Origin of the sequence: Streptosporangium sp. NPDC001559 (assembly GCF_042893955.1) — a bacterium.
Classification (GTDB): Bacteria; Actinomycetota; Actinomycetes; order Streptosporangiales; family Streptosporangiaceae; genus Streptosporangium.
The window spans coordinates 320,340-338,368 of the sequence record NZ_JBIAVG010000008.1; the positions used below are offsets into that span (position 1 = coordinate 320,340).

The following is an 18,029-nucleotide window of genomic DNA, read 5'->3' on the forward strand; positions in this document are numbered from 1 at the left end:
CGCCGGGCCGGAGGCATCGGCCGAGGTCAGCGGAGAGCCCGTAGAGTTACGGGCCCATGGGAGCAGGAGGATCACGACCGTGCGACGTTCCACCGACGACCTCGCCGACCACCGGAGCCGCGTGCGGGGCAGCCTGCTCGGCGGCGCCCTGGGTGACGCGCTCGGCGCGCCCGTCGAGTTCGACTCGATCACCGACATCCGAGGCCGGCACGGCTTCGCGGGGGTGACCGGCCTGGCCCCCGACCACCGCGGCAGGATCGGCCTGGTCACCGACGACACGCAGATGACGCTGTTCACCGTCGAGGGCCTGATCCGCGGCGGAGACGTCCCCGCCGTGCGGCACGCCTACCTGCGCTGGCTGGACACCCAGCGGGACCCGGCGCCCCAGCGGGACCGGCCGCACGGAACGGGCTGGCTGCGGGAGCAGGGCTGGCTCTACGCGCGGCGGGCCCCGGGCAACGCGTGCCTGTCCGGCCTCGTGTACGGCCCCGCGACCCCGGCGCCGTTCGGCGAGCCGGGGCCGGTCAACCCCGGCTCGAAGGGCTGCGGCACGGTCATGCGCTCGGCCCCCTTCGGGTACGGCGCGCCGGACGCCCGGCACGCCTTCGAACTCGCGGCCCGGTGCGCGCAGATCACCCACGGCCATCCGACCGGCTATCTCGCGGCGGGCGCCTTCGCCGCCATGATCCATCTCGTGCTGGCGGGTGAGCCGCTGGCCCAGGCCGTACGGGGAGCCGCCGAACTGCTGGCGGGCCACCCCTCCCACGAGGAGACGAGCCAGGCCCTGCGCGCCGCCGTCCGTCTCGCCGCCCAGGGCGACCCGAGCCCGGAACGGGTCGAGTCGCTCGGCGGGGCCTGGGTCGCCGAGGAGGCGCTGGCCATCGCGGTCTACTGCGCGCTGGCCCACCCCTGGCCGGGCGAACTGCGGCAGGCGCTGCTGCTCGCGGTCAACCACTCCGGCGACAGCGACTCGACCGGCGCCGTCTGCGGCAACCTCCTGGGCGCCCTGCACGGGCAGCGGGCCCTGCCCGCCGACTGGCTCACCGACCTTGAGGGCCGCCGGACCATCACCGAACTCGCCGACGACTTCGCGGCCTGGACGGCCGGGGAGTCTCCGGTGAACGGCTCCTGGGCGGAGCGGTATCCCCTCGATTGACACCGCCGTCCGGACCGTCGGAGGAAGTCGTCAGCCGAGGCGCTCCCCCGCCCTGACGGCGCCGGAGCATCCGGCACGAAGGACACAACTCGTCATTCCGGCGATTCTCCGTGTCACCGTAACGATCACGCCTTTCTTCCTTTGACAGATCCGCCGTATGCCGAAATGATCACGCCTTTCGGCGGCGTGCACCGGGTCCATCGGACCGGCGGGCGGCGCCCAGCGTCATCGAGGAGGGGACGTCGAGTGTCCGTGACGGACCAGGAGCTTGCCGCCGAGCTTCGCGAGCTTGCCGATCACCCCCACCTGGCGGCCCGCCAGGACCAGCTGTACGACCTCGCCGAAGCGGTCGTCGACCCCGGCGAGGCGGAACGCTGGTGTGAGATCGACCTGTTCGCCGCCTTCTCTCCTGAGGACACCATCCTCACCGACGCCGGACAGGAGCGCGGGCGGCGGTTCGGGCTGGGCGCGGCGATCGGCCCCGCCCTGGTCTTCGTGCCGATCTTCATCACCTGGCTCGGACTGATGATGGCCACGGGGGCCTACGGCGACGTCCTCGACGAGGGAGGCCCGGAGGCGGCCCGCCGTCCCTTCCTTGAGATGTGGCAGCAGGGCTTCGACGGCAGGCTGCCCGAGTTCTTCAAGTTCGACAACATCGCGCTGTGCACCCTCGCGGCGATCTTCTGCCTCATCCTCTGGACGGTCCTGGAGAACGTCACGAAGAACAGGAAGGAGGAGAACGCGGAACACGACCTGGCCGCCCTGCGCGTACGGCTGCGCGCCGCGCTGACCCGGGCGAGCCTCCTGCTCGGCGCCGTACGGCTGTCCTCCCCCGCCCGCTTCGGCGCCGAGCTGAGCAGGACGGCGGCCGACATCGGCTCCGTCGGCACGATGGCGCGCAAGGTGCACACCGAACTGATCGAGGCGCTCACCCTGACCCTGGAGGCCACCAGGAAGACCACCGACGCGCTGACCGCGAGCGCGCTCGACGTGCGCGACGGCGTCGAACTCCTCGGCAGGCAGCTGGCGGCCGTCAACAGCACCTGCGACGACCTCACCACGGTCGTGGCGCGGGCTTCGGCCATGATCGACAGTGCGGGCACCAAGACCGGCCAGGCCGTGGCCAAGGCGGGCAACCAGCTCTCGACGACCATCTCGCAGACCACCCTCGACATGCGGCGCTCGTTCAACGACGAGCTCGTCCGCTCCATGCGCTCGGTGCAGGGAACCGTCTCGGGCCTGGACAGCCGGATCGACAAGCTGGTCGACGCCACCAAGAGCATCGGCTACGCGGTCGACCGCGCCGCCCTGTCGATCGACGCGGTCGGCTCCTCGACGGAGAAGGCCGTCGACCTCCTCGGGGAGCGGGTCAACGACACCCTCCTGGGCACGACCGAGGAGTTCCGCCGCACCTTCGGCGGCACCGGCGCCGAGATCAAGGAGGCCATCGAAGGCTGGTCGGCCACCACCGAGGCCCGCCTGTCCCGTGTCGAACGCCTGGCCGCCCGCGTGGGCGCTCGTTCGGACGACGACTACCGCGACGGCTCCCGTGGGGGCGGTACCGAGAGCTCTCGCCTGGGCGGGGCCGACGGCTCTCGCGTGGGCGGGGCCGAGGGCGACCAGGACGTACGGCGGGTCCGGTGACCCCTCGCCGCAGGACCTCGACCTCGACCCTGCTGGCGGGCTGGCTCTTCGCCGACCTGCTGCTCGGCGTCACGATCATCATGCTGGGCGCCCAGTCCCCCGCCGCTCCGTCCCAGGCCGCCGCGGAGACCCGCCCCACGGCAGGGACTCAGGCACCGGCGGACACTCGGGCATCGGCGGCCTCCCAGAGCGCCGGGAAGCCCGAGACCGCCGGACCCCAGGACACCGGTCCTCAAAGCACCGGTTCTCAGGACAACGAGACGCCTCAGGCCACCACGGAGCCCCAGCCCACCACGGAATCACAGCCCTCCACGGGGGCTCCGTCCTTCACGGGGGCTCCGTCCTCCTCGGCGCCTCGGCCCTCCGAGGGGGCGAGTCCCACGGCCACGGGCACCGCCCGTCCGCTGCGGGACACCGTCCGGGCCCTGCCGACCCCCTCCCCCACGCCCGACCGGCCCTCGCCGGACGCCACCGCGCCCACCACCAAGCCGCGTTCCCCCCGCAAGCCCACTCCGTCCCCCTGTGTCAGCCGCCTCGGGGACGTCCAGGCGAAGCCGATCACGATCTCCTTCCAGCTCTCCCCGGGCATGGGTGACGAGGCGCTCGCCGTACAGGTCAGGCAGGAGCTGCTGCGGCACCGCGACCAGCTGGCCGGACGGCACGCCGGCATGGTGCTGACCTTCGGTGCCGACGGCGGCGCGGACAACGGCGTCCGTCTGGCCACCCGGGTCAACACGGCCATCCGCGAGACCTACCCGCGCATCTTCGGAGCCGCCGTGACCCGCAACTTCCACGACCTCGCCGCCCCACCCGGCTCGATCTCCATGGAGATCTACCTCATGACCTACAGCTGCTCTCCGGTGTCCGGCTCCTAGATGGACCGGGACGAACTGGAGTCTCTGTCGGCGAGCCTGATCGAACAAGGCGCCGGAGAAAGAGGACCGGCCGATCTGATCGCCGCACTCAAGAGAGACGGCCGCTCGATGGTGGAGTCCGTATATCTCGTCTCCAAAGTGCTCTCCCTTTCCCTCGCGGACGCCAAAACGTCGGTCGTGACCAGCCCGTCCTGGTCGAAGGAGAGCAGGGAACACGAGAGGTTCCACGAAAAGCTGATCGAGGTGTTCGAGGGTGAAGGACAGCCCCACGCCGACCGCTGATCCGCTCACGTCTCGACCGGGGCGACCTCTGGGATCACGCGACGCATGAGAAAGGGAGCCCCTGACGTGGACGACGTCCTGGACCGAGGACCGATCGGCCGATGGCGTACGGCCTGCGGCACGGCGGCCGTACTGGTCGGCGAGGAGGTGGTGTTCGCCCCGGACGGCACGGGCGCGCTCCACACCCACTCGGTGTCCTTCGGCGCGGAGACTCTGGAGTTCCGCTGGCGCATGCTGGACCGGGCGCGTCTGTGGATCGAGTCCGAGGACGCCGGCGAGGGCGTGCTGGTCCACCTGGAGTTCCGCTCTCACGAGACGGACACCGGTCGGCGGACGGTCCTGGCGGAAGCCGGCCAGGACGGTTTCTGGACTCTCCTCGACCCCCTGGAACGGGTCGGCGACGCCTGAGGCGGGCCGTCCGCCGTACGGGCCTGACGCGCGTTCGGCCGTCCGCTACCTGCCGTGCGGGTCGGAGGCGTTGAGCGTCTCGACGACCTGGTCGTAGTCTCCGCGCGCCTCGCCGTAGCGCAGGAACTTCACCCGCTCGACCTGGATCTCCCTGGCGTCCGGCTGGTCCCTGAACAGGGTGACGACCTCCGTCACGAACTCGTCGAGCGGCATCGCGAAGTCGCTGTCCTCCTGGCCGGGCAGCAGGGCCGTACGGACGGCCGGCGGTTCGAGCTCCACGACCTTCACGTTCGTGTCGGCCAACTGCAGCCGGATCGACTCGCTGAGCATGTGGATCGCGGCCTTCGAGGCGTTGTAGCTGGGCGTGGCCCGAAGCGGCGCGAACGCCAGGCCCGAGGAGACGGTGACGATGGTGGCGTCCGGCTGCTCCCGCAGGTGCTCGACGAAGGCGGCGATGAGACGGATCGGGCCGAGCACGTTGGTGGTGACGACCTCCTCCGCCGAGGCCAGGAACGTCTCCGGCCGGTGCCAGTCCTCGACCCGCATGATCCCGGCCATGGTGATCAGGACGTTGAGATCCGGGTGCCCGGCCAGCACCTCCTTGGCGGCGGACTCGACGCTCGCGGGGTCGGCCGTGTCGATCCGTACGGTGTCGACGCCCGGATGCTCGGCGGCGATCCGTTCGAGCAGGTCCGCGCGCCTGCCGCCGACGATGACCTTGTTCCCCCTGGCCTCCAGTTCGAGGGCGAGAGCCAGTCCGATGCCGCTCGTCGAGCCCGGGATGAAGACGGTGTTCCCTGAGATGTTCATACGTCCAGCCTGCTCCGGGACCTCCCGCGGGTGCAGGGAACCCCCCATCGGGGGATCGGCGATCCCTGGTTCACGGCCCTCGGCTCGGGATCGCGAGGCGGATACTGAACCCATGGATCGCAGCGCACTCGCCGACTTCCTGCGCCGCCGTCGTGAGGCGCTCCAGCCGCAGGACGTGGGCCTGCCGACCGGCGCGCGCCGCCGGGCCCCGGGGCTACGGCGTGAGGAGGTGGCGGCCCTCGCCGCGATGTCGGCCGACTACTACACGCGGCTCGAACAGCGGCGCGGCCCGCAACCGAGTGAGCAGATGCTCGCCTCGCTCGCCCGCGCGCTACGACTGACGGCCGACGAGCGTGACTACCTGTTCCAGATGGCGGGGCACAACCCTCCGGCGCCGGTCTCGGTCGCGGCGCACGTCGCCCCGGCCCTGCTGCGGGTGCTCGACCGTCTCGACGACACCCCGGCGCTCATCATGTCCAACCTGGCCGAACCGCTGGTGCAGAACCGGATGGCCGACGCCCTGCTCGGCGACAGGTCCCACCACACGGGCCTGGCCCGCAGCGAGACCTACCGCTGGTTCACCGACCCCTCGGCGCGGTCGCGCTACCCCGAGGAGGACCACGACAGGCACAGCCGTACCCAGGTCGCGAACCTGCGGGCCGCCTACGGATCGATGGGTCCCCGCTCCAGGGCGGGCGAGCTGGTCCGGGCGCTGCGGAAGGAGAGCTCCGAGTTCACCGAGCTGTGGGACCGGCACGAGGTCGCCAGGCGCTTCGAGGATCACAAGACCTTGATCCACCCCGAGCTCGGCCCGATCGAGCTGGACTGTCAGGTCCTGTTCACCGAGGACCAGTCCCAGGCCCTGCTCGTGCTCACCGCTCCCCCGCACACCGAGGCCCACGAGAAGCTCCGCCTCCTGGCGGTCCTGGGTCACCAACACTTCCCCATCTCCGAGAAAACGTCCTTCGCGTAGGGCCGCGAAGCCGTCCCCACGGGGGATGTGGCACCGTGGACGCACATGTCGGGTGATCAAGAACTGGAGAGATCATGTCGAAGCCGCCACTTCCCGAAGAGGCCGTCGCCGTACTGAGGAAGGCGAACCCCGCCGTCATCGCCACGCTCCAGCCCGACGGCCAGCCGGTCTCCACGGCCACCTGGTACCTCTGGGACGACGGCCGGATCCTGGTCAACATGGACGAGGGCCGCAAACGTCTCGACCATCTCCGCAACGACCCCCGCGTCACCCTCACCGTGCTCGACGAGGGCGACTGGTACACCCACATCAGCATCATCGGCCGGGTCACCGAGATCCGCGACGACAAGGACCTGACCGACATCGACCGGATCTCCAAGCACTACCTCGGCAAGGAATACCCCGGCCGAGACCGCGGCCGGGTCAGCGCCTGGATAGAAATAGACCGCTGGCACGGCTGGGGCACCCTGAAGGACAACACCCAGGCCTGACCCCAACGCGCCGCCCCCTGACCTCGAACAGCAGGTCAGGGGCGGACTTTTGCCCCTCTGCCCGGCCGCTGACGGCGGGCCGACCATGCTTCATGTTCCTGACCGTTTCCCCCGCCCGCTCCATCGGTGATCCGGCTCATCGCGATCAAGGGTGCAGGTGGGGCCCGAATCCGCCGGCTTCCAGCGGCGACCCGGCGCGTTCATGTCGCTCTCTCAGGTTTCCTCGTCGTCCCCGCGCCGGCGGAGCACTCGCCCGGCGATCCCGATGGAGAGCCTGCCCGTCACCGATCTGGCTCGGTCGAGGGTCTCGTTACCGAGTCGTCTGGCGGCATCGACGCCCTCTGCTCCCGTCTCGAGCACCTTGTCCCTCGCCTCCGCTGCCGCGTCCCCCCATCGTCTCGCGTCCAATGACTGCCGACCGCGCTCGATCCCAAGCCGCTCGTGGAAGTCGACGACGGCGGTCACGACATGGTTGCCCGAATGCACCACGGCCGGGGACGCGGTCGGGTGCAGCAGCACCTTCGTGTTGGCCGTGCCGACAGCCGCGACGACGCGGGCCATCAGACGCTCGGTGCTCCGTGAGATGAGTTCCATCCGGTTCCGCCTGGCGACTCGAAGCGCGAGGCGATGCCGGTCCAGTTCGTCCGGAGACGCGTCCAGCACTCGGTCGAGTTCGAGCACGGCGACCGCATCGTGCAGTTGGAAACAACGGGCCAGAACGGCGAGCCACTCCCGAACCGCGCGCTCCACGTCCTTGGACGCCTTGGCGAGATCACCGATCTTGGTCTTGTTCTCCATCTTCTCAGCGAGCGCGTCGAGTTGACGCAGCGCGTAGGCCTGGGTTCGCGCGATCGTCATCGGCGTGGCCTGAACTTTCGACCACGTGACCTCGGATACCCGGCCCACCTGCTCTCGGACGGTCATGGCTTCCTCGATGACGAAACCCGCTCCGATCATGTCCGCCACCACCGCGTCCTTCTGGGCGCGGAGCACATCGTCGACCTTCTCGTCGATCGCGGCGAGATAGTCGGTGATCTCGTCCATGGTCTGCTGCATCGCGAGCTGCGCCATGAGCCCTGCGGCACCGGCCAGAATCGCCGGGTTGGTCAGGAGCGATCCGGGTGTCCTCGCCAGTTGGAGGATTCCCTTGATCTTGCCCTTCTCCGTCAGGACAGCACGACTGGCATCCGCAGTCGAACCTTTCATCAGCTCGTACTTCTTGAGAGCTCGTGCGGACTCCTTGGTCAACTTCACCCAGCGGCCCGAGTTGGCCGCGACCTCGGAACCCAGCTGCGCGGCCCCGGCCACGGCGCCGAGGGTGGAGCCGAGCCTTGGCAGTCCGAGGTCCTTCGACGGCAGCCCTTCAGAAACGAGGAAGCGTTCGACAGCAGTCGGACTTCCGATGACCGCCAGACCATCGCCGTCGCTGATCAGCTGAATGTCGTCATCCATCGTCGGCTCCTGAAGTGGTTCTTCGCAGTTGAAGGTGTGGGCGGTGCGCGCGGCGGCCTGGCAGGGGTCGAGGCTTTCGGTAAAAAACTCTCAAACCGTCTGTCTCGAAGACCTCGACGTGCCTGACGTTACCTTCGTCTGCCCTGATCTGATCACGTTTTTTCACCTTGATGAGCTTGGCCATCATCGGGACGACATCGAGGTTTTCCCTCGCTTCTGCGAGGACGCCGCCCTCTATCGCAGGCTGCGTGGAGGAAGTCCGAAAGCGGATCGTCGCCACACGTTCTCAGCTGCGGAGACTTGAGGAAGAGCTCGCCCGGCTGGGCGAGTAGCGGAGTCGGGGGCCGTCTCATGACGCCGTAGGGCGGGTCTACCTCTCCCGGGAGAGCCCGCCATGCCGCGTTTGGGACAGCGAATCCCGATAGGAGCACCTAATAAACCGGTAAATGTCCCCATGTCACACAGATTCTCATATTCAGCGCTTGATATCCCTACTGCATGACTAGAGTGAAATAACTACATATAGGACGAAAGGATGCGGTGGAGCCGATGACGTCGGGAGCGGAGCCTCTGTCACCGGACTTCAGCGGGATCGATCCCGACCTCATGCGGAGCTTCATCTCCGGGCTGGAGCGCGGCCGTGACGTGATCGGCGAGCAGTCCGAGCGGATCCGGCAGCTACTGGCGACGGCCCAGGTGTCAGCGGTGGGGCTACGGCCGATCAAGGAGATCGAGGGCTGGATCGACGGCGAGCTTCCGGGGCTGCGTAAGCGCCTGCAGACGATCAACCAGGATCTCCCCATGCTGGGAGGATCGTCGGGGCTTCCGGGGCCGATCTCGGCATGGACCGACGGACAGCCCCGGAACCCGGTCGAGTGGGGGCTGTTGTCATACAACGAGAAAACGGGGAAGTCCTCAGCGGGCGAAAGCGCCAAGAAGGGTACCGAGTTGGCCTTCCAACTCGGGCAGCTTCCCCCGTCTTCCCTCGGCCTGCCGGACACCGCCTACGACCGGATTCTCGACAAGCTCACCGACGGGCAGAAGGACCCCTACCTCGCCGCCGGGTTCTTCCGGGTCATCGGCCCCAAGGGCGTACAGGACATGATCCACCGCCTGGAACGGTACGACAGGAAGACGGCCGAGAAACACCGGCGGACCATCGGCGACGCCCTGGGCACGGCGATCGGGGCACAGCCGGGCCTGCTCGGCTCGGCGTGGAAGACGGCCAGCCTCAAGAAGGCCTCGGACGGCGAGTTGGCGTCCCTGCTGCAGTACGGAACGTTCCCCGCCGCGTGGCTCACCGCCCTGGTGAAGGACAAGGTGGGGAAGGCTGACGGCGAAGGCGACGGCACCCGCCCTCGGCGGTGGAAGACCGACCTTGTCCCGTTCCTGCCCGCCCTGGCGAACAACCCCGACGTCGCCAGAGACCTGTTCAACGCCATGCCGCGCGCGGACCTCAGAGACCTGTTCACCGAGCTCAACCGCACGGAGACCCCGCTGCCCTTCAAGCGCCCCGGGGGGATGGACTTCGACGTCAGCGCGGAGTTCGGCCGGATGCTCGCCGCCGCGGGCGGATCCTACGAGAAGGGTCCACACAGCCCCGAGGCCGCGAAATTCGCCTTCAACACCATGCTCATCATGGGAGACCTCAGGGACACCGACGGCACCGAGGAAACTCCGGGCAAACCCATGGAGGTCGCGCCGAAGGCCAGGGTCTTCCTGTCGGAGCTGGCCGGCGCGTATGCCGCCGAGCTCACCGAGGGCGCCAACATCGGCGACGCCAACATGACCGAGAAGAGCACGCTGAAGTCTTTCACCTCGGCCTTCGGCATGACATCGGCGTTCACCCTGAGCCCCAAGGACACCTATCGCTTCCTGAAGACCTTCGCCGACTCCGACAGGAACCTCGCCCCGTTCGAGAAGGGGATGGGCTCCCTCAGCATGAAACTGATCGCCGACGCCTCGACGGCGGCACGGAGCAGCGGTGACGTCAAACGGATGGACCAGGTGTTCACCGCCCTGGGCAACCTGCGCGGCTTCGAACTGGCCGCCGTCGAGAAGGTCCAAGGCAACCTGGACAAGATCGACAAGAAGCAGGCGGACGCGTTCAAGTATCTGCGCGACACCGCCATCGGAATGGCGGGCCTCTACCTCTCTTCGACCGTCGCGGCTTCGTATTTCTGGACCCTGGTGGGCTTTTCCGTCTCGACCTACGACACCGCCAACGACATCTTCGGCGAAGAGGACGAGACCCGGGTGGACCGGGCCGACAGGAAGGACGCCATCGAGACCCTCGGCCGCCAGCACACGTACGCACAGATCCTCATGGCCAACGGCTTCGCCCCCAAGGTGACACCCGTCGAGTGGCAGGCCAACTGCCCTCCGGGTGTGTCCCTCACCGACGCCAAGGGCAACCTCAGGCCGTTCTCAGAGTTGATCAAGCAGGGCAACAAGGGGTTGGAGAGCTTCGAGAGATGGATGGCCGCCAATGGGATGGGCGGTGAGAACGAGCTCTCGGTGGGAGAACTGTCTGGCAGAACGGCAAACCGCTTCGACGGTGGCAACAAGCGTGCCAAAGAACGTGCCCTGGTATTCGACAGCTAGATTACGAGATCGGAAGGCATTCGGTTTCTCCCCGAACCGCATACTGCCCGTTGGCTGGGGACTCAAAGATGATCACTGTCTTGTATTCTTCGTTGGCAAGCCGAATCGGGGCGTTACCAGGATCGTCAACGATCCGATAGGGAGCAACCGAGGAGAGCGCACCCACCATGAAGGTGTTAAGTCCATCAGGATCACTCTGCGGCGCGGAGTCCCTGGCAGTAGCCGCGAAGGTCCTCTTGGCCCTGCCCTCGGCACAGGGAATGTCGCGCCCACCAGGATCGGTGACCTTGACATCCAAGACATGGCTCTCCTTCATCAGCTCGGTGATGTGAGCCTTCAGTGTCTCCCCCGCCTCGGCCGCCGTAGGACCGCTGTCGCCGCATCCGGCCACCGTCAGCAACGTCACCGCGCAGACCGCGACGCCGAGCCGTACAGAACGTCCCATGAAATTCCTCCGGGGCTGGCCGATGTGTTGTAGATCCAATAATGTCCAATAGATCCGTCCGGTGTATCGGCATCCGAAGAGGGATACATGACAGATCTGGTGCCCAACCCGCGGCGTCAGGTGTTGGAACAGACATTGGTTGAGGTCAGGGCACGGATCGCCATTCTGGAGGCCGCGCTCGACCCCGCTCACGGGCAGTTCACCGGTCAGCAGGTATGGACGGGACCGAAGGCCCGGACGTTCGCCGAGGACCTCATCGCCCGCCGCACACGGCTCCGCCAGGCCGCCAGGGCACTCCTCGACACGCTCGAAGAAGAACTCCGTTCCGTCCCGGAGAAAGTCCCGTCACCCGCCGGCAGGTATTGACCCCCACCACTCCGAGATTTCGGAAAGCCCGCGATCTACGCCTTTGAGAGGCCGGGGCGTCCTCACGATCACCGCCGCACCCGCCCGAGTACCGGGTACGGCAGTGGGATGCGGTGACGCGATCACGCTGGCCGGGTCAGGGCTCTGGCCGATGTGGGGAGCGTCGGAATCCAGGCGACTTCGACAGGTTCACGTCGATGCCGGAGCCTACGGCTTCGCAGACCCGGCGCTGGAAAGCCAATCGGGCGTTCATCCCGGTTTGACGACCGAAGGAGAGCAACCCGAACGATTCGCGGTGCCATACAGGCTGACAGCGGCAGAGGGAGCCGTGTCCTGCCGTGGCGTTCCCAATATCGGTATGACTGTTAGATGCACCAGTAGTGACTGTTCACGCTTGAGCTGTCCGCGTGCGAGGTTCCCAACCTCGAAACGACGGTGAGAGTGGCTTCGGTACGGTAGGCGAACTGCCTGGACGGATAATACCTGCATCTGTAGTGCGCTTCCGATCGGGAGGCTGATCCCGTGTTGCAGCTATGCTTTGTGGGGCCTGTACCGACCCGAGTCAACGACCCGTCCGCGTTGATCCTATAGAGCCATGCCGTAAGGACGCAGCGGGTAGGCCTCTCGGGTGTGCATCCGATTATTTCGGCTGAGCCGATGATGTCCTTGCTTGTCGGTGTAAGGGTTATCGGTTTGTCGGTTCTAAACCAGCACCCGATACGATCGGCGGCTTGCTCGGCATCATCGCCCTCTGTGGTCCCCACGAACACGGGAGGCGAAGGAACCGGGACCTCGCCCTCAGGGTCGGCGATTATTCTCGGAGAGATTTCCGGTTTTGGTGACGCCTCGTCCGCTGCGACCGGCGAGGTGAAACCGGCCAGCGTAGAGGCTGTCACCATGGCCGGCAATGCCAAGGTGAGAAGTTTTTTACAGATCTTCAAGGGGATTCCTTTCCGGTGGACAGCACCTTCCAGCAAAGGAGGTTTCTGGGAAACTTTGACGAATTAGCGAGGTGAAAGTAATCACACCCGCCTTTCGATTGCATCCCCCTCGCGAAAAGATTGTTACGGACTCCGGCAACCCTCTTTACGGCCTCCGCCAAATAAACGTACCCCAATGGAAGTCAAAAGCTTCCCGCCAACAGGGTAAGTATTTCGTGCTGTTCGTTTGAAGCTTTCAGTCCGGCGCAGGGATTGTATCTATCCGCATAAGATGCTCTACAGGCAGGGATGCATTAGCCTGGCCGGTATGAGTTTGAGCTTGCGCTACCTGATCTTCAACTGCGTTGATCCCTACAGGCTGGCCCGGTTCTGGAGCGCCGTTCTCGCCCTTCCGATAGACGGTGGCGCGGAATCCTGCTGGATCGAACTACCCGAAGGCAATCAACCGTCACAGATACTGTTTATGCATGCATCATCTGAAATAAAGGGGAAAACCCAGCCACATGTTCATCTCAACCCTGGTGGCGGGACCCTCGCAGAAGAGGTGGAGCGGCTTGTCGGCCTAGGAGCCGTCGTCGTCAGTGAGCAGGCACGGGGACGTGGGCTCGGATGGGTGGTAATGGCCGACCCTGAAGGCAACGAGTTCTGTGTTGACTCAAGTGACGCGGAAGTGGCAGCCGCCCAGGCGTAGATCCGGGAGCAGGTTGAGGACGTGCCGGAAATCAACCCGTATTCTTCGAGCCACTGTCCTGCACCGGCGCCCGCCTGCCCAAACAGCCGCCGCAGGGGGCCGCCTCCGTCTTCACCGCGTTCCATGGACGTCCGGGCGCCGGCACCGCGAGCGGTGAGGCGGGATGGATCAACACTGACGAGCCACGCCCGGCCCGCCCCCTCCCTCACCGCACCGGATCACATCTCGCGGCGCCCGACCGGCTCGTCGAAGCCACCCCCCTTGATGGCACCGAGGAAGCCGGCCCATTCGGAAGGGGTGAAGGTCAGCACCGGACCGTCGGAGTCTTTGGAGTCACGCACCAGGAAGAGCCGGTCGGCGTCTGCCCTGACCTCGGCCTGGGCGCCGTCGACGGTCGCGACCTCGACACACTGTCCGCCGTTGGCATTGCTGAGGGAACTTCTGCGCCAGACGCCAACCTCGACACAACTACCGCCGTTTCCACCACTAAGGGTGCTCTTCCGCCGGACAACTTCAGGTAGCTCTTCGTAGGACACCCGAACCCTCTCTCGGCCCCTAGAAATCCTCTTTGGCGAGCTTCGCGATCACGTCAATGGAATCTCTTGGATCAAGCGCTGAAGCACGCAGATGGTCATATGTCAGCGTATATGCCCGAAGCTCTTCGGGCTTCTCCAGATAAAGGCTGCCGGTCATGTACTCCAGATAGGCAACCTCGCCCGCCCCTTCGGAGAAGGCCAAGATGGCGAAAGATCCGAGCATCGCCGCGTGTGCACCGATCGCATAGGGCAAGACCTGGATGGTCACATTGGGCTGAGCCGAGATGTCCGTCAAGTGCCGAAGCTGCTCTTTCATGACGCGAGCGCCACCGACACGACGGCGTAGAGACGCCTCGTTCATGATTGTCCAAAGGTGCATGGGCCGCCCCGAGCGAGTGATCACGCCTTGACGAGCCATGCGCAGGCTGACATGCCGCTCTATCTCGTCGGGCGCATCGGTCATTCGGGCCGCCTGATAGACAGCGCGAGCATATTCCTCAGTCTGCAAAAGCCCGTGGACAAGCTCAGGTTCGTAGTTGCGGAGGGAAGACGCCTCCGCCTCCAAGCCCACGTAGACCTGGAACCACTGCGGGATAACGTCGCTGTAGGCATGCCACCAGCCTTGCTCCTTCGCCTGTTTCGCCAGTTGGACGAGCGCTTCGTACTTGGCTCCTTCGCGCAGCCCGTAGAGCTGGAGCATGGCCCGGACGTCGTCTCACGTCGCCGCCCCACGCTCCCACTGCGAGGCATTGGCCTGGAACGCTCCAGGACTACGAAGATGGGAGCGAGTCAGGGTCGTCCGGCGGACCTGCGACTGCGAGACGGTCTTCTACGAGCTGTGCCAGGCGGGCAGTCTGCGCTTCATCCGCCGCACGATGCGAACAGCCGGAGCTCCTCAGGTCGAGGAGAGCGACCGTTGGCTAGCCGCCGAGGCGGACGCCATGTGGACCGCCCTCCTGTTCGGCCTGGTCCGCTGAGTAGTTTCTCCGTAGAGGCCGATCTCGTCCTTCAGGCGGAATGTGAGATGGATTCGGCGATTCGCTCGACACCGCCGAGCAGTCGCGCGGGCGACAGGGTCAGGTCGATGGAGTGCTGCACGATCTCGACCCCCGCCCCACGCACCACGTGCAAATACGGCTCCGCGTCTCCCTCGGCGTACACCAGGTGACCGCGGCCGAGCCCGAGCACCGTGCAGTACGCCAGCATCTGGTAAAGGTCGGCACCGTGGCCGCCGGGACCGGTCGAGATCTTGTATTTACTGTCGGCCACCGCCACGGGCATCTCCCTGCCGGTGGGGTCGATCACGTAGCGTACGAGGTCGGGTCTGAGCGGGACCCGTTGGCCGTGGTCCAGGTGGTGGCGTCTGTCCTGCAGGTCGCTGCGCCCGCCGTACGGCCGCAGTGCCTCCGACAGGGCCACGGTGACGAAGTCCTCGAAAGCCCGCCACATCTCCACGAGCATGCCGTCCACCCGGACGGTCGTGCCGTCGTCGAGCTCGTACGAGGCACCCCGCAGGACGAGCTCCGCCAACCTGAGCGCCGTGTGATAGCGCGTGTTGAGCCGGCTCGGACGCCACACCGGAAGCGGCCGTCCAGGCACCAGAGGAGTGACTCCCGCCAGCCTGGCGATGAGGTGTCTCAACGTCTTTCTGGTCTGTACGGCGAGGCCGGGCAGGCGCAGCAGCCGCACTGACGCGGCCAGCAACAACCGATTCTCCGGAACGTCGACGGTGTAGTCGTCGAAGCGCACCTCGACCGGGAGCGGCAGGCCGTACCGGCGGCGAATCTGGTCCGCCTCACGAATCCGGCCCCGGACGACCGGCAGCGCCTCCTGCACCTCCCGGTAACCCTGAAGAACCCCCTGCCGGAGGGCGCGGTCGGCGGCCCTGGCGTAGGCATAGGCGAGCGCGGGAAGCAGCTCGGGATGTTCGCCCGCGTCCACCTCCTCCTGCCGCCATCCACGCTGCGCCCGCGCGTATCCGAGGAGGAACAGCACCCGGCCGACCGGAGTCTTCGGAGTGATCCGCACCTCGACATCGCCGATGACCGCCGCACCGACGTACCCGTTGTCTCTCACCCTCCACAGGCCGGCTCTCGGCCCGGGGCTCACCCGCACGACCTTCGCCGCAGTCAGAGCCGCCGCCTGAGCGGCCGTCAGCTCGCACTCGACCGGTGGGGCGCCCTCGGTCAGACTGATCACAGAGTGGGCTCCTGGTTGAGGCCCAGCCGTTGCCGCAGTGTGGGCAGGCCGTATCTCTGGGAGACGTCGACACTGTCGCCGTAGTGGTGCTCCTCAAGCAGCGGGAGGATCTGTGTCCGCCAGACCGGCTCGAACCCCTTCCCCTTCTCGTAGATGCCCGATCTCATCAGATACGAGGGACCGATCTTGAAGTCGCGGTCCTCGATAAGGGTGTTGAGTTCGCCTAGCAGGAGGGCGGCGTCAGGCGGCAGCCCCTCCCTCTCAAGCCAGCGTCCCAGCACCTCCCGGGTCGGCGTCTCGTCCGGGTGCAGCTCCACGAACGCGAAACGGCGCCGCATGGCGGCGTCCACCAGCGCGATCGACCGGTCGGCGGTGTTCATCGTGCCCAGGATTATGAGGTTCTTGGGCAGTGTGAACGCCTGGCCGCTCCCCTCCGCCGAGGAGTACAGCAGGTCGACCGCCCTGTCTCGGTACTCCAGCAGGAAGTACAACTCGCCGAAGATCTTGGCCAGGTTGCCCCGGTTGATCTCGTCGATGATCAGCACATGCGGTTCCTCGGGATACTGTCGCGCGGCGTCGACCAGCTGCAGCAGCGGCCCGGGAAGCAGCTTGAACGCCACACCCTGCCCGTCTGGGCTCTGCGTGGGCCGGAAGCCCTCGAAGAAGTCCTCGTAGGAGTAGGCGGGGTGGAACTGCACGAGTTTGACGTTCTCCGGCTTGCCACCGGCCAGGAACTGGGCGAGATGATGGGCGATGTAGGTCTTCCCGGTCCCCGGTGGTCCGTAGAAGATCAGCTGTGGACGGTCGCGCAGCAGCTCCACGCACTCCTGCAGCCAGTCTTGGTCGACGAGTAACTTCTCGGCCAGCTCGGCACCGGCGTCAGGCAAGGCCATGTCCCGGGCGACCGGAGGCTTCACCGGCTCTGGCCCGACCAGCGCCTCCAACTCTTCGGCAAACTCCGTCAGGTCGAGCACGTCGTGCTGGGTGGCCAGCTTGGCCGAGATCTCGTCCGGCAGGTCGGCGGCGAAGTCGAGTGGGGCCTTCGGATTCAACCATTCGACCGGACGCTGCAAATTGGCACGATTGTTCACGCTGGCCCGGAAGGCCGGGCCTCCCCTGACGTGCCCGACGTAAACCTTGCCTCCGTCGTTGCTGAGCACCAGGTCTCCCTCCCGCATCCGTGAGAGGAAGGCGTGGAACTCGGCCGTCTTCTTCAAACGATCGTTGTAGGAACCGTGGGCGTAGTCCTCGTCCACGGCCGCCCGGATCGTATCCTGCGTCGTCTCGGCAGGCAGCTCGCGCAATTTGGAGGCAGGAAGGGAACAGTAGCCCTCCACCAGCCAGTCACCCACCAGGTTGAACCCCTGCACGTTGGACCCACGCACCAGCCAGGCTCGCCGTGGACGTTCCGTGCCGCCGTCGTCGTCCAGCGGATCGACCAGCAGCCTGTGCAGATCGGTGGCGGAGATTCGCCGCTCCTGGGGCACCATGCCCAGCATGGCGTCCAGGCCGTCCGCAGTAAGCAGTTCCTGCCACTCGTGTCGCAGCCGCTCGTCAGCGTGCGCGTCATCGGGGAGCCCGCCGTCGGTGTCCAGCACCCGATGCCATCCCTCGGGCCGCTCCCCCTGAAGCCACCGCACCATCTCCGCGACCCTGGGACCAGCCTGCGAGGCGAGGTCGGCGGCCGCGACCCAACTTCCTTCAGGGACGGCGCCGGCCAGCCGCCTGACGGCCTCGAATCCGGCCTTGTTTCGTTCCCAGTACTGGTACCCGGCGTGGGATGCCGCGATGAAGGACGGCACATCGGGGTGATAGCGGAGAGCCATCCGGCCAAGTGGCGTGAGATGCCAGCGGCGATGCGCCTTGGTGACCCAGCCTGACTTGACCATCCCGCCGCTCTTCCACTGAAGAGCCAGCTCCGGCGTGTTGCCCCTCGCTCCACTCGCGTCCCACTGCTCGTCGATACCGGGCATGTGCTTCTTGATCAGGGGCCACAGCGTGGAAACGGGCAGGCCGTCAGGGTGACCGTCCAGGATCCGGGCGGCCATGAACAGAATCTGCCGGGTGAGTTCCATCCGTGATGCCACAGCCAAACGACCGTCCTGTCTTGTCTAGTTATTACGCCTTTTATCGGGCGCACAAGAGGCATGGTGGTC

Annotated in this window: 19 protein-coding genes; 12 read left to right on the forward strand and 7 right to left on the reverse strand. The window is 66.6% G+C overall.

Going from position 1 to position 18,029, the window contains the following annotated elements; translation table 11 throughout:
* Positions 1–79: 79 nt before the first annotated feature.
* From ACFYY8_RS20365 to ACFYY8_RS20385, 5 genes are all read left to right on the forward strand, one after another.
* A complete protein-coding gene (locus tag ACFYY8_RS20365) occupies positions 80–1,156 on the forward strand; it encodes an ADP-ribosylglycohydrolase family protein (protein WP_390043001.1) in 1,077 nt (358 codons plus the stop codon).
* A gap of 246 nt (positions 1,157–1,402) precedes the next feature.
* The gene (locus ACFYY8_RS20370; RefSeq protein WP_390043004.1) at positions 1,403–2,800 is read left to right on the forward strand and encodes a hypothetical protein; all 1,398 of its coding nucleotides are present in this window, start codon (positions 1,403–1,405) and stop codon (positions 2,798–2,800) included.
* Positions 2,797–3,675: a hypothetical protein gene (locus ACFYY8_RS20375; RefSeq protein WP_390043008.1), complete on the forward strand. Its 879-nt coding sequence runs from the start codon at positions 2,797–2,799 to the stop codon at positions 3,673–3,675. Before ACFYY8_RS20370 ends, ACFYY8_RS20375 begins: the two co-directional genes overlap by 4 nt.
* On the forward strand, positions 3,676–3,957 hold the full coding sequence (locus ACFYY8_RS20380; protein WP_390043010.1) for a hypothetical protein: 282 nt from the start codon (positions 3,676–3,678) through the stop codon (positions 3,955–3,957).
* A 66-nt stretch (positions 3,958–4,023) separates the two neighbouring features.
* Positions 4,024–4,365, forward strand: a complete 342-nt coding sequence (locus ACFYY8_RS20385; protein WP_390043012.1) for a hypothetical protein — start codon at positions 4,024–4,026, stop codon at positions 4,363–4,365.
* Positions 4,366–4,410: 45 nt separating this feature from the next.
* Here the strand turns inward: ACFYY8_RS20385 and ACFYY8_RS20390 are convergent, their stop codons facing one another.
* Positions 4,411–5,175 (reverse strand): SDR family oxidoreductase, encoded by a 765-nt coding sequence (locus tag ACFYY8_RS20390; protein ID WP_390043014.1) that lies wholly within the window; start codon positions 5,173–5,175, stop codon positions 4,411–4,413.
* Positions 5,176–5,287: 112 nt separating this feature from the next.
* Here ACFYY8_RS20390 and ACFYY8_RS20395 point away from each other — a divergent pair, with 112 nt between their 5' ends.
* Together ACFYY8_RS20395 and ACFYY8_RS20400 are read left to right on the forward strand one after the other, a co-directional pair.
* Positions 5,288–6,148 (forward strand): helix-turn-helix transcriptional regulator, encoded by an 861-nt coding sequence (locus tag ACFYY8_RS20395; RefSeq protein ID WP_390043016.1) that lies wholly within the window; start codon positions 5,288–5,290, stop codon positions 6,146–6,148.
* A gap of 74 nt (positions 6,149–6,222) precedes the next feature.
* Complete coding sequence (locus ACFYY8_RS20400) at positions 6,223–6,639, forward strand: PPOX class F420-dependent oxidoreductase (RefSeq protein WP_390043018.1); 417 nt, start codon at positions 6,223–6,225, stop codon at positions 6,637–6,639.
* 213 nt (positions 6,640–6,852) lie between these two features.
* Here ACFYY8_RS20400 and ACFYY8_RS20405 read toward each other — a convergent pair whose 3' ends face one another.
* A complete protein-coding gene (locus tag ACFYY8_RS20405; protein ID WP_390043020.1) occupies positions 6,853–8,091 on the reverse strand; it encodes a hypothetical protein in 1,239 nt (412 codons plus the stop codon).
* Between the two features lie 43 nt (positions 8,092–8,134).
* Between ACFYY8_RS20405 and ACFYY8_RS20410 the strand changes: the two genes are divergently transcribed.
* Positions 8,135–8,395 carry a hypothetical protein gene (locus tag ACFYY8_RS20410; protein ID WP_390043022.1) on the forward strand — a complete coding sequence of 87 codons (261 nt, stop codon included), beginning with the start codon at positions 8,135–8,137 and terminating at the stop codon, positions 8,393–8,395.
* 245 nt (positions 8,396–8,640) lie between these two features.
* Entirely contained in the window at positions 8,641–10,695 is a 2,055-nt protein-coding gene (locus ACFYY8_RS20415; RefSeq protein WP_390043024.1) for a hypothetical protein, read from the forward strand.
* Position 10,696: 1 nt separating this feature from the next.
* On the opposite strand, the gene ACFYY8_RS20420 is transcribed toward ACFYY8_RS20415, so the two are convergent.
* Positions 10,697–11,140, reverse strand: a complete 444-nt coding sequence (locus tag ACFYY8_RS20420; RefSeq protein WP_390043026.1) for a hypothetical protein — start codon at positions 11,138–11,140, stop codon at positions 10,697–10,699.
* A gap of 87 nt (positions 11,141–11,227) precedes the next feature.
* Here ACFYY8_RS20420 and ACFYY8_RS20425 point away from each other — a divergent pair, with 87 nt between their 5' ends.
* Both ACFYY8_RS20425 and ACFYY8_RS20430 read left to right on the forward strand, forming a co-directional pair.
* On the forward strand, positions 11,228–11,506 hold the full coding sequence (locus ACFYY8_RS20425) for a hypothetical protein (RefSeq protein WP_390043028.1): 279 nt from the start codon (positions 11,228–11,230) through the stop codon (positions 11,504–11,506).
* Between the two features lie 1,248 nt (positions 11,507–12,754).
* Entirely contained in the window at positions 12,755–13,138 is a 384-nt protein-coding gene (locus ACFYY8_RS20430) for a VOC family protein (protein WP_390043030.1), read from the forward strand.
* A gap of 218 nt (positions 13,139–13,356) precedes the next feature.
* Here the strand turns inward: ACFYY8_RS20430 and ACFYY8_RS20435 are convergent, their stop codons facing one another.
* On the reverse strand, positions 13,357–13,674 hold the full coding sequence (locus ACFYY8_RS20435) for a DUF397 domain-containing protein (RefSeq protein ID WP_390043032.1): 318 nt from the start codon (positions 13,672–13,674) through the stop codon (positions 13,357–13,359).
* A 19-nt stretch (positions 13,675–13,693) separates the two neighbouring features.
* A complete protein-coding gene (locus ACFYY8_RS20440; RefSeq protein ID WP_390043034.1) occupies positions 13,694–14,374 on the reverse strand; it encodes a DUF5753 domain-containing protein in 681 nt (226 codons plus the stop codon).
* Between ACFYY8_RS20440 and ACFYY8_RS20445 the strand changes: the two genes are divergently transcribed.
* Positions 14,373–14,651, forward strand: a complete 279-nt coding sequence (locus ACFYY8_RS20445; RefSeq protein ID WP_390043037.1) for a hypothetical protein — start codon at positions 14,373–14,375, stop codon at positions 14,649–14,651. The two genes, ACFYY8_RS20440 and ACFYY8_RS20445, sit on opposite strands and share 2 nt — an antisense overlap.
* Before the next feature lie 31 nt (positions 14,652–14,682).
* Here ACFYY8_RS20445 and ACFYY8_RS20450 read toward each other — a convergent pair whose 3' ends face one another.
* Both ACFYY8_RS20450 and ACFYY8_RS20455 read right to left on the reverse strand, forming a co-directional pair.
* Positions 14,683–15,873, reverse strand: a complete 1,191-nt coding sequence (locus ACFYY8_RS20450; protein ID WP_390043039.1) for an McrC family protein — start codon at positions 15,871–15,873, stop codon at positions 14,683–14,685.
* Positions 15,870–17,921, reverse strand: a complete 2,052-nt coding sequence (locus ACFYY8_RS20455) for an AAA family ATPase (RefSeq protein ID WP_390043041.1) — start codon at positions 17,919–17,921, stop codon at positions 15,870–15,872. Before ACFYY8_RS20455 ends, ACFYY8_RS20450 begins: the two co-directional genes overlap by 4 nt.
* Positions 17,922–18,029: the final 108 nt, after the last annotated feature.

Excerpts from the sequence above, each read along its gene's own strand:
- ACFYY8_RS20380 (WP_390043010.1), top strand. The coding sequence starts at position 3,676 with ATGGACCGGGACGAACTGGAGTCTCTGTCGGCGAGCCTGATCGAACAA.
- ACFYY8_RS20390 (WP_390043014.1), bottom strand. The coding sequence starts at position 5,175 with ATGAACATCTCAGGGAACACCGTCTTCATCCCGGGCTCGACGAGCGGC.
- ACFYY8_RS20395 (WP_390043016.1), top strand. The coding sequence starts at position 5,288 with ATGGATCGCAGCGCACTCGCCGACTTCCTGCGCCGCCGTCGTGAGGCG.
- ACFYY8_RS20400 (WP_390043018.1), top strand. The coding sequence starts at position 6,223 with ATGTCGAAGCCGCCACTTCCCGAAGAGGCCGTCGCCGTACTGAGGAAG.
- ACFYY8_RS20405 (WP_390043020.1), bottom strand. The coding sequence starts at position 8,091 with ATGGATGACGACATTCAGCTGATCAGCGACGGCGATGGTCTGGCGGTC.
- ACFYY8_RS20415 (WP_390043024.1), top strand. The coding sequence starts at position 8,641 with ATGACGTCGGGAGCGGAGCCTCTGTCACCGGACTTCAGCGGGATCGAT.
- ACFYY8_RS20420 (WP_390043026.1), bottom strand. The coding sequence starts at position 11,140 with ATGGGACGTTCTGTACGGCTCGGCGTCGCGGTCTGCGCGGTGACGTTG.
- ACFYY8_RS20425 (WP_390043028.1), top strand. The coding sequence starts at position 11,228 with ATGACAGATCTGGTGCCCAACCCGCGGCGTCAGGTGTTGGAACAGACA.
- ACFYY8_RS20430 (WP_390043030.1), top strand. The coding sequence starts at position 12,755 with ATGAGTTTGAGCTTGCGCTACCTGATCTTCAACTGCGTTGATCCCTAC.
- ACFYY8_RS20445 (WP_390043037.1), top strand. The coding sequence starts at position 14,373 with ATGGCCCGGACGTCGTCTCACGTCGCCGCCCCACGCTCCCACTGCGAG.
- ACFYY8_RS20440 (WP_390043034.1), bottom strand. The coding sequence starts at position 14,374 with ATGCTCCAGCTCTACGGGCTGCGCGAAGGAGCCAAGTACGAAGCGCTC.
- ACFYY8_RS20455 (WP_390043041.1), bottom strand. The coding sequence starts at position 17,921 with ATGGCCGCCCGGATCCTGGACGGTCACCCTGACGGCCTGCCCGTTTCC.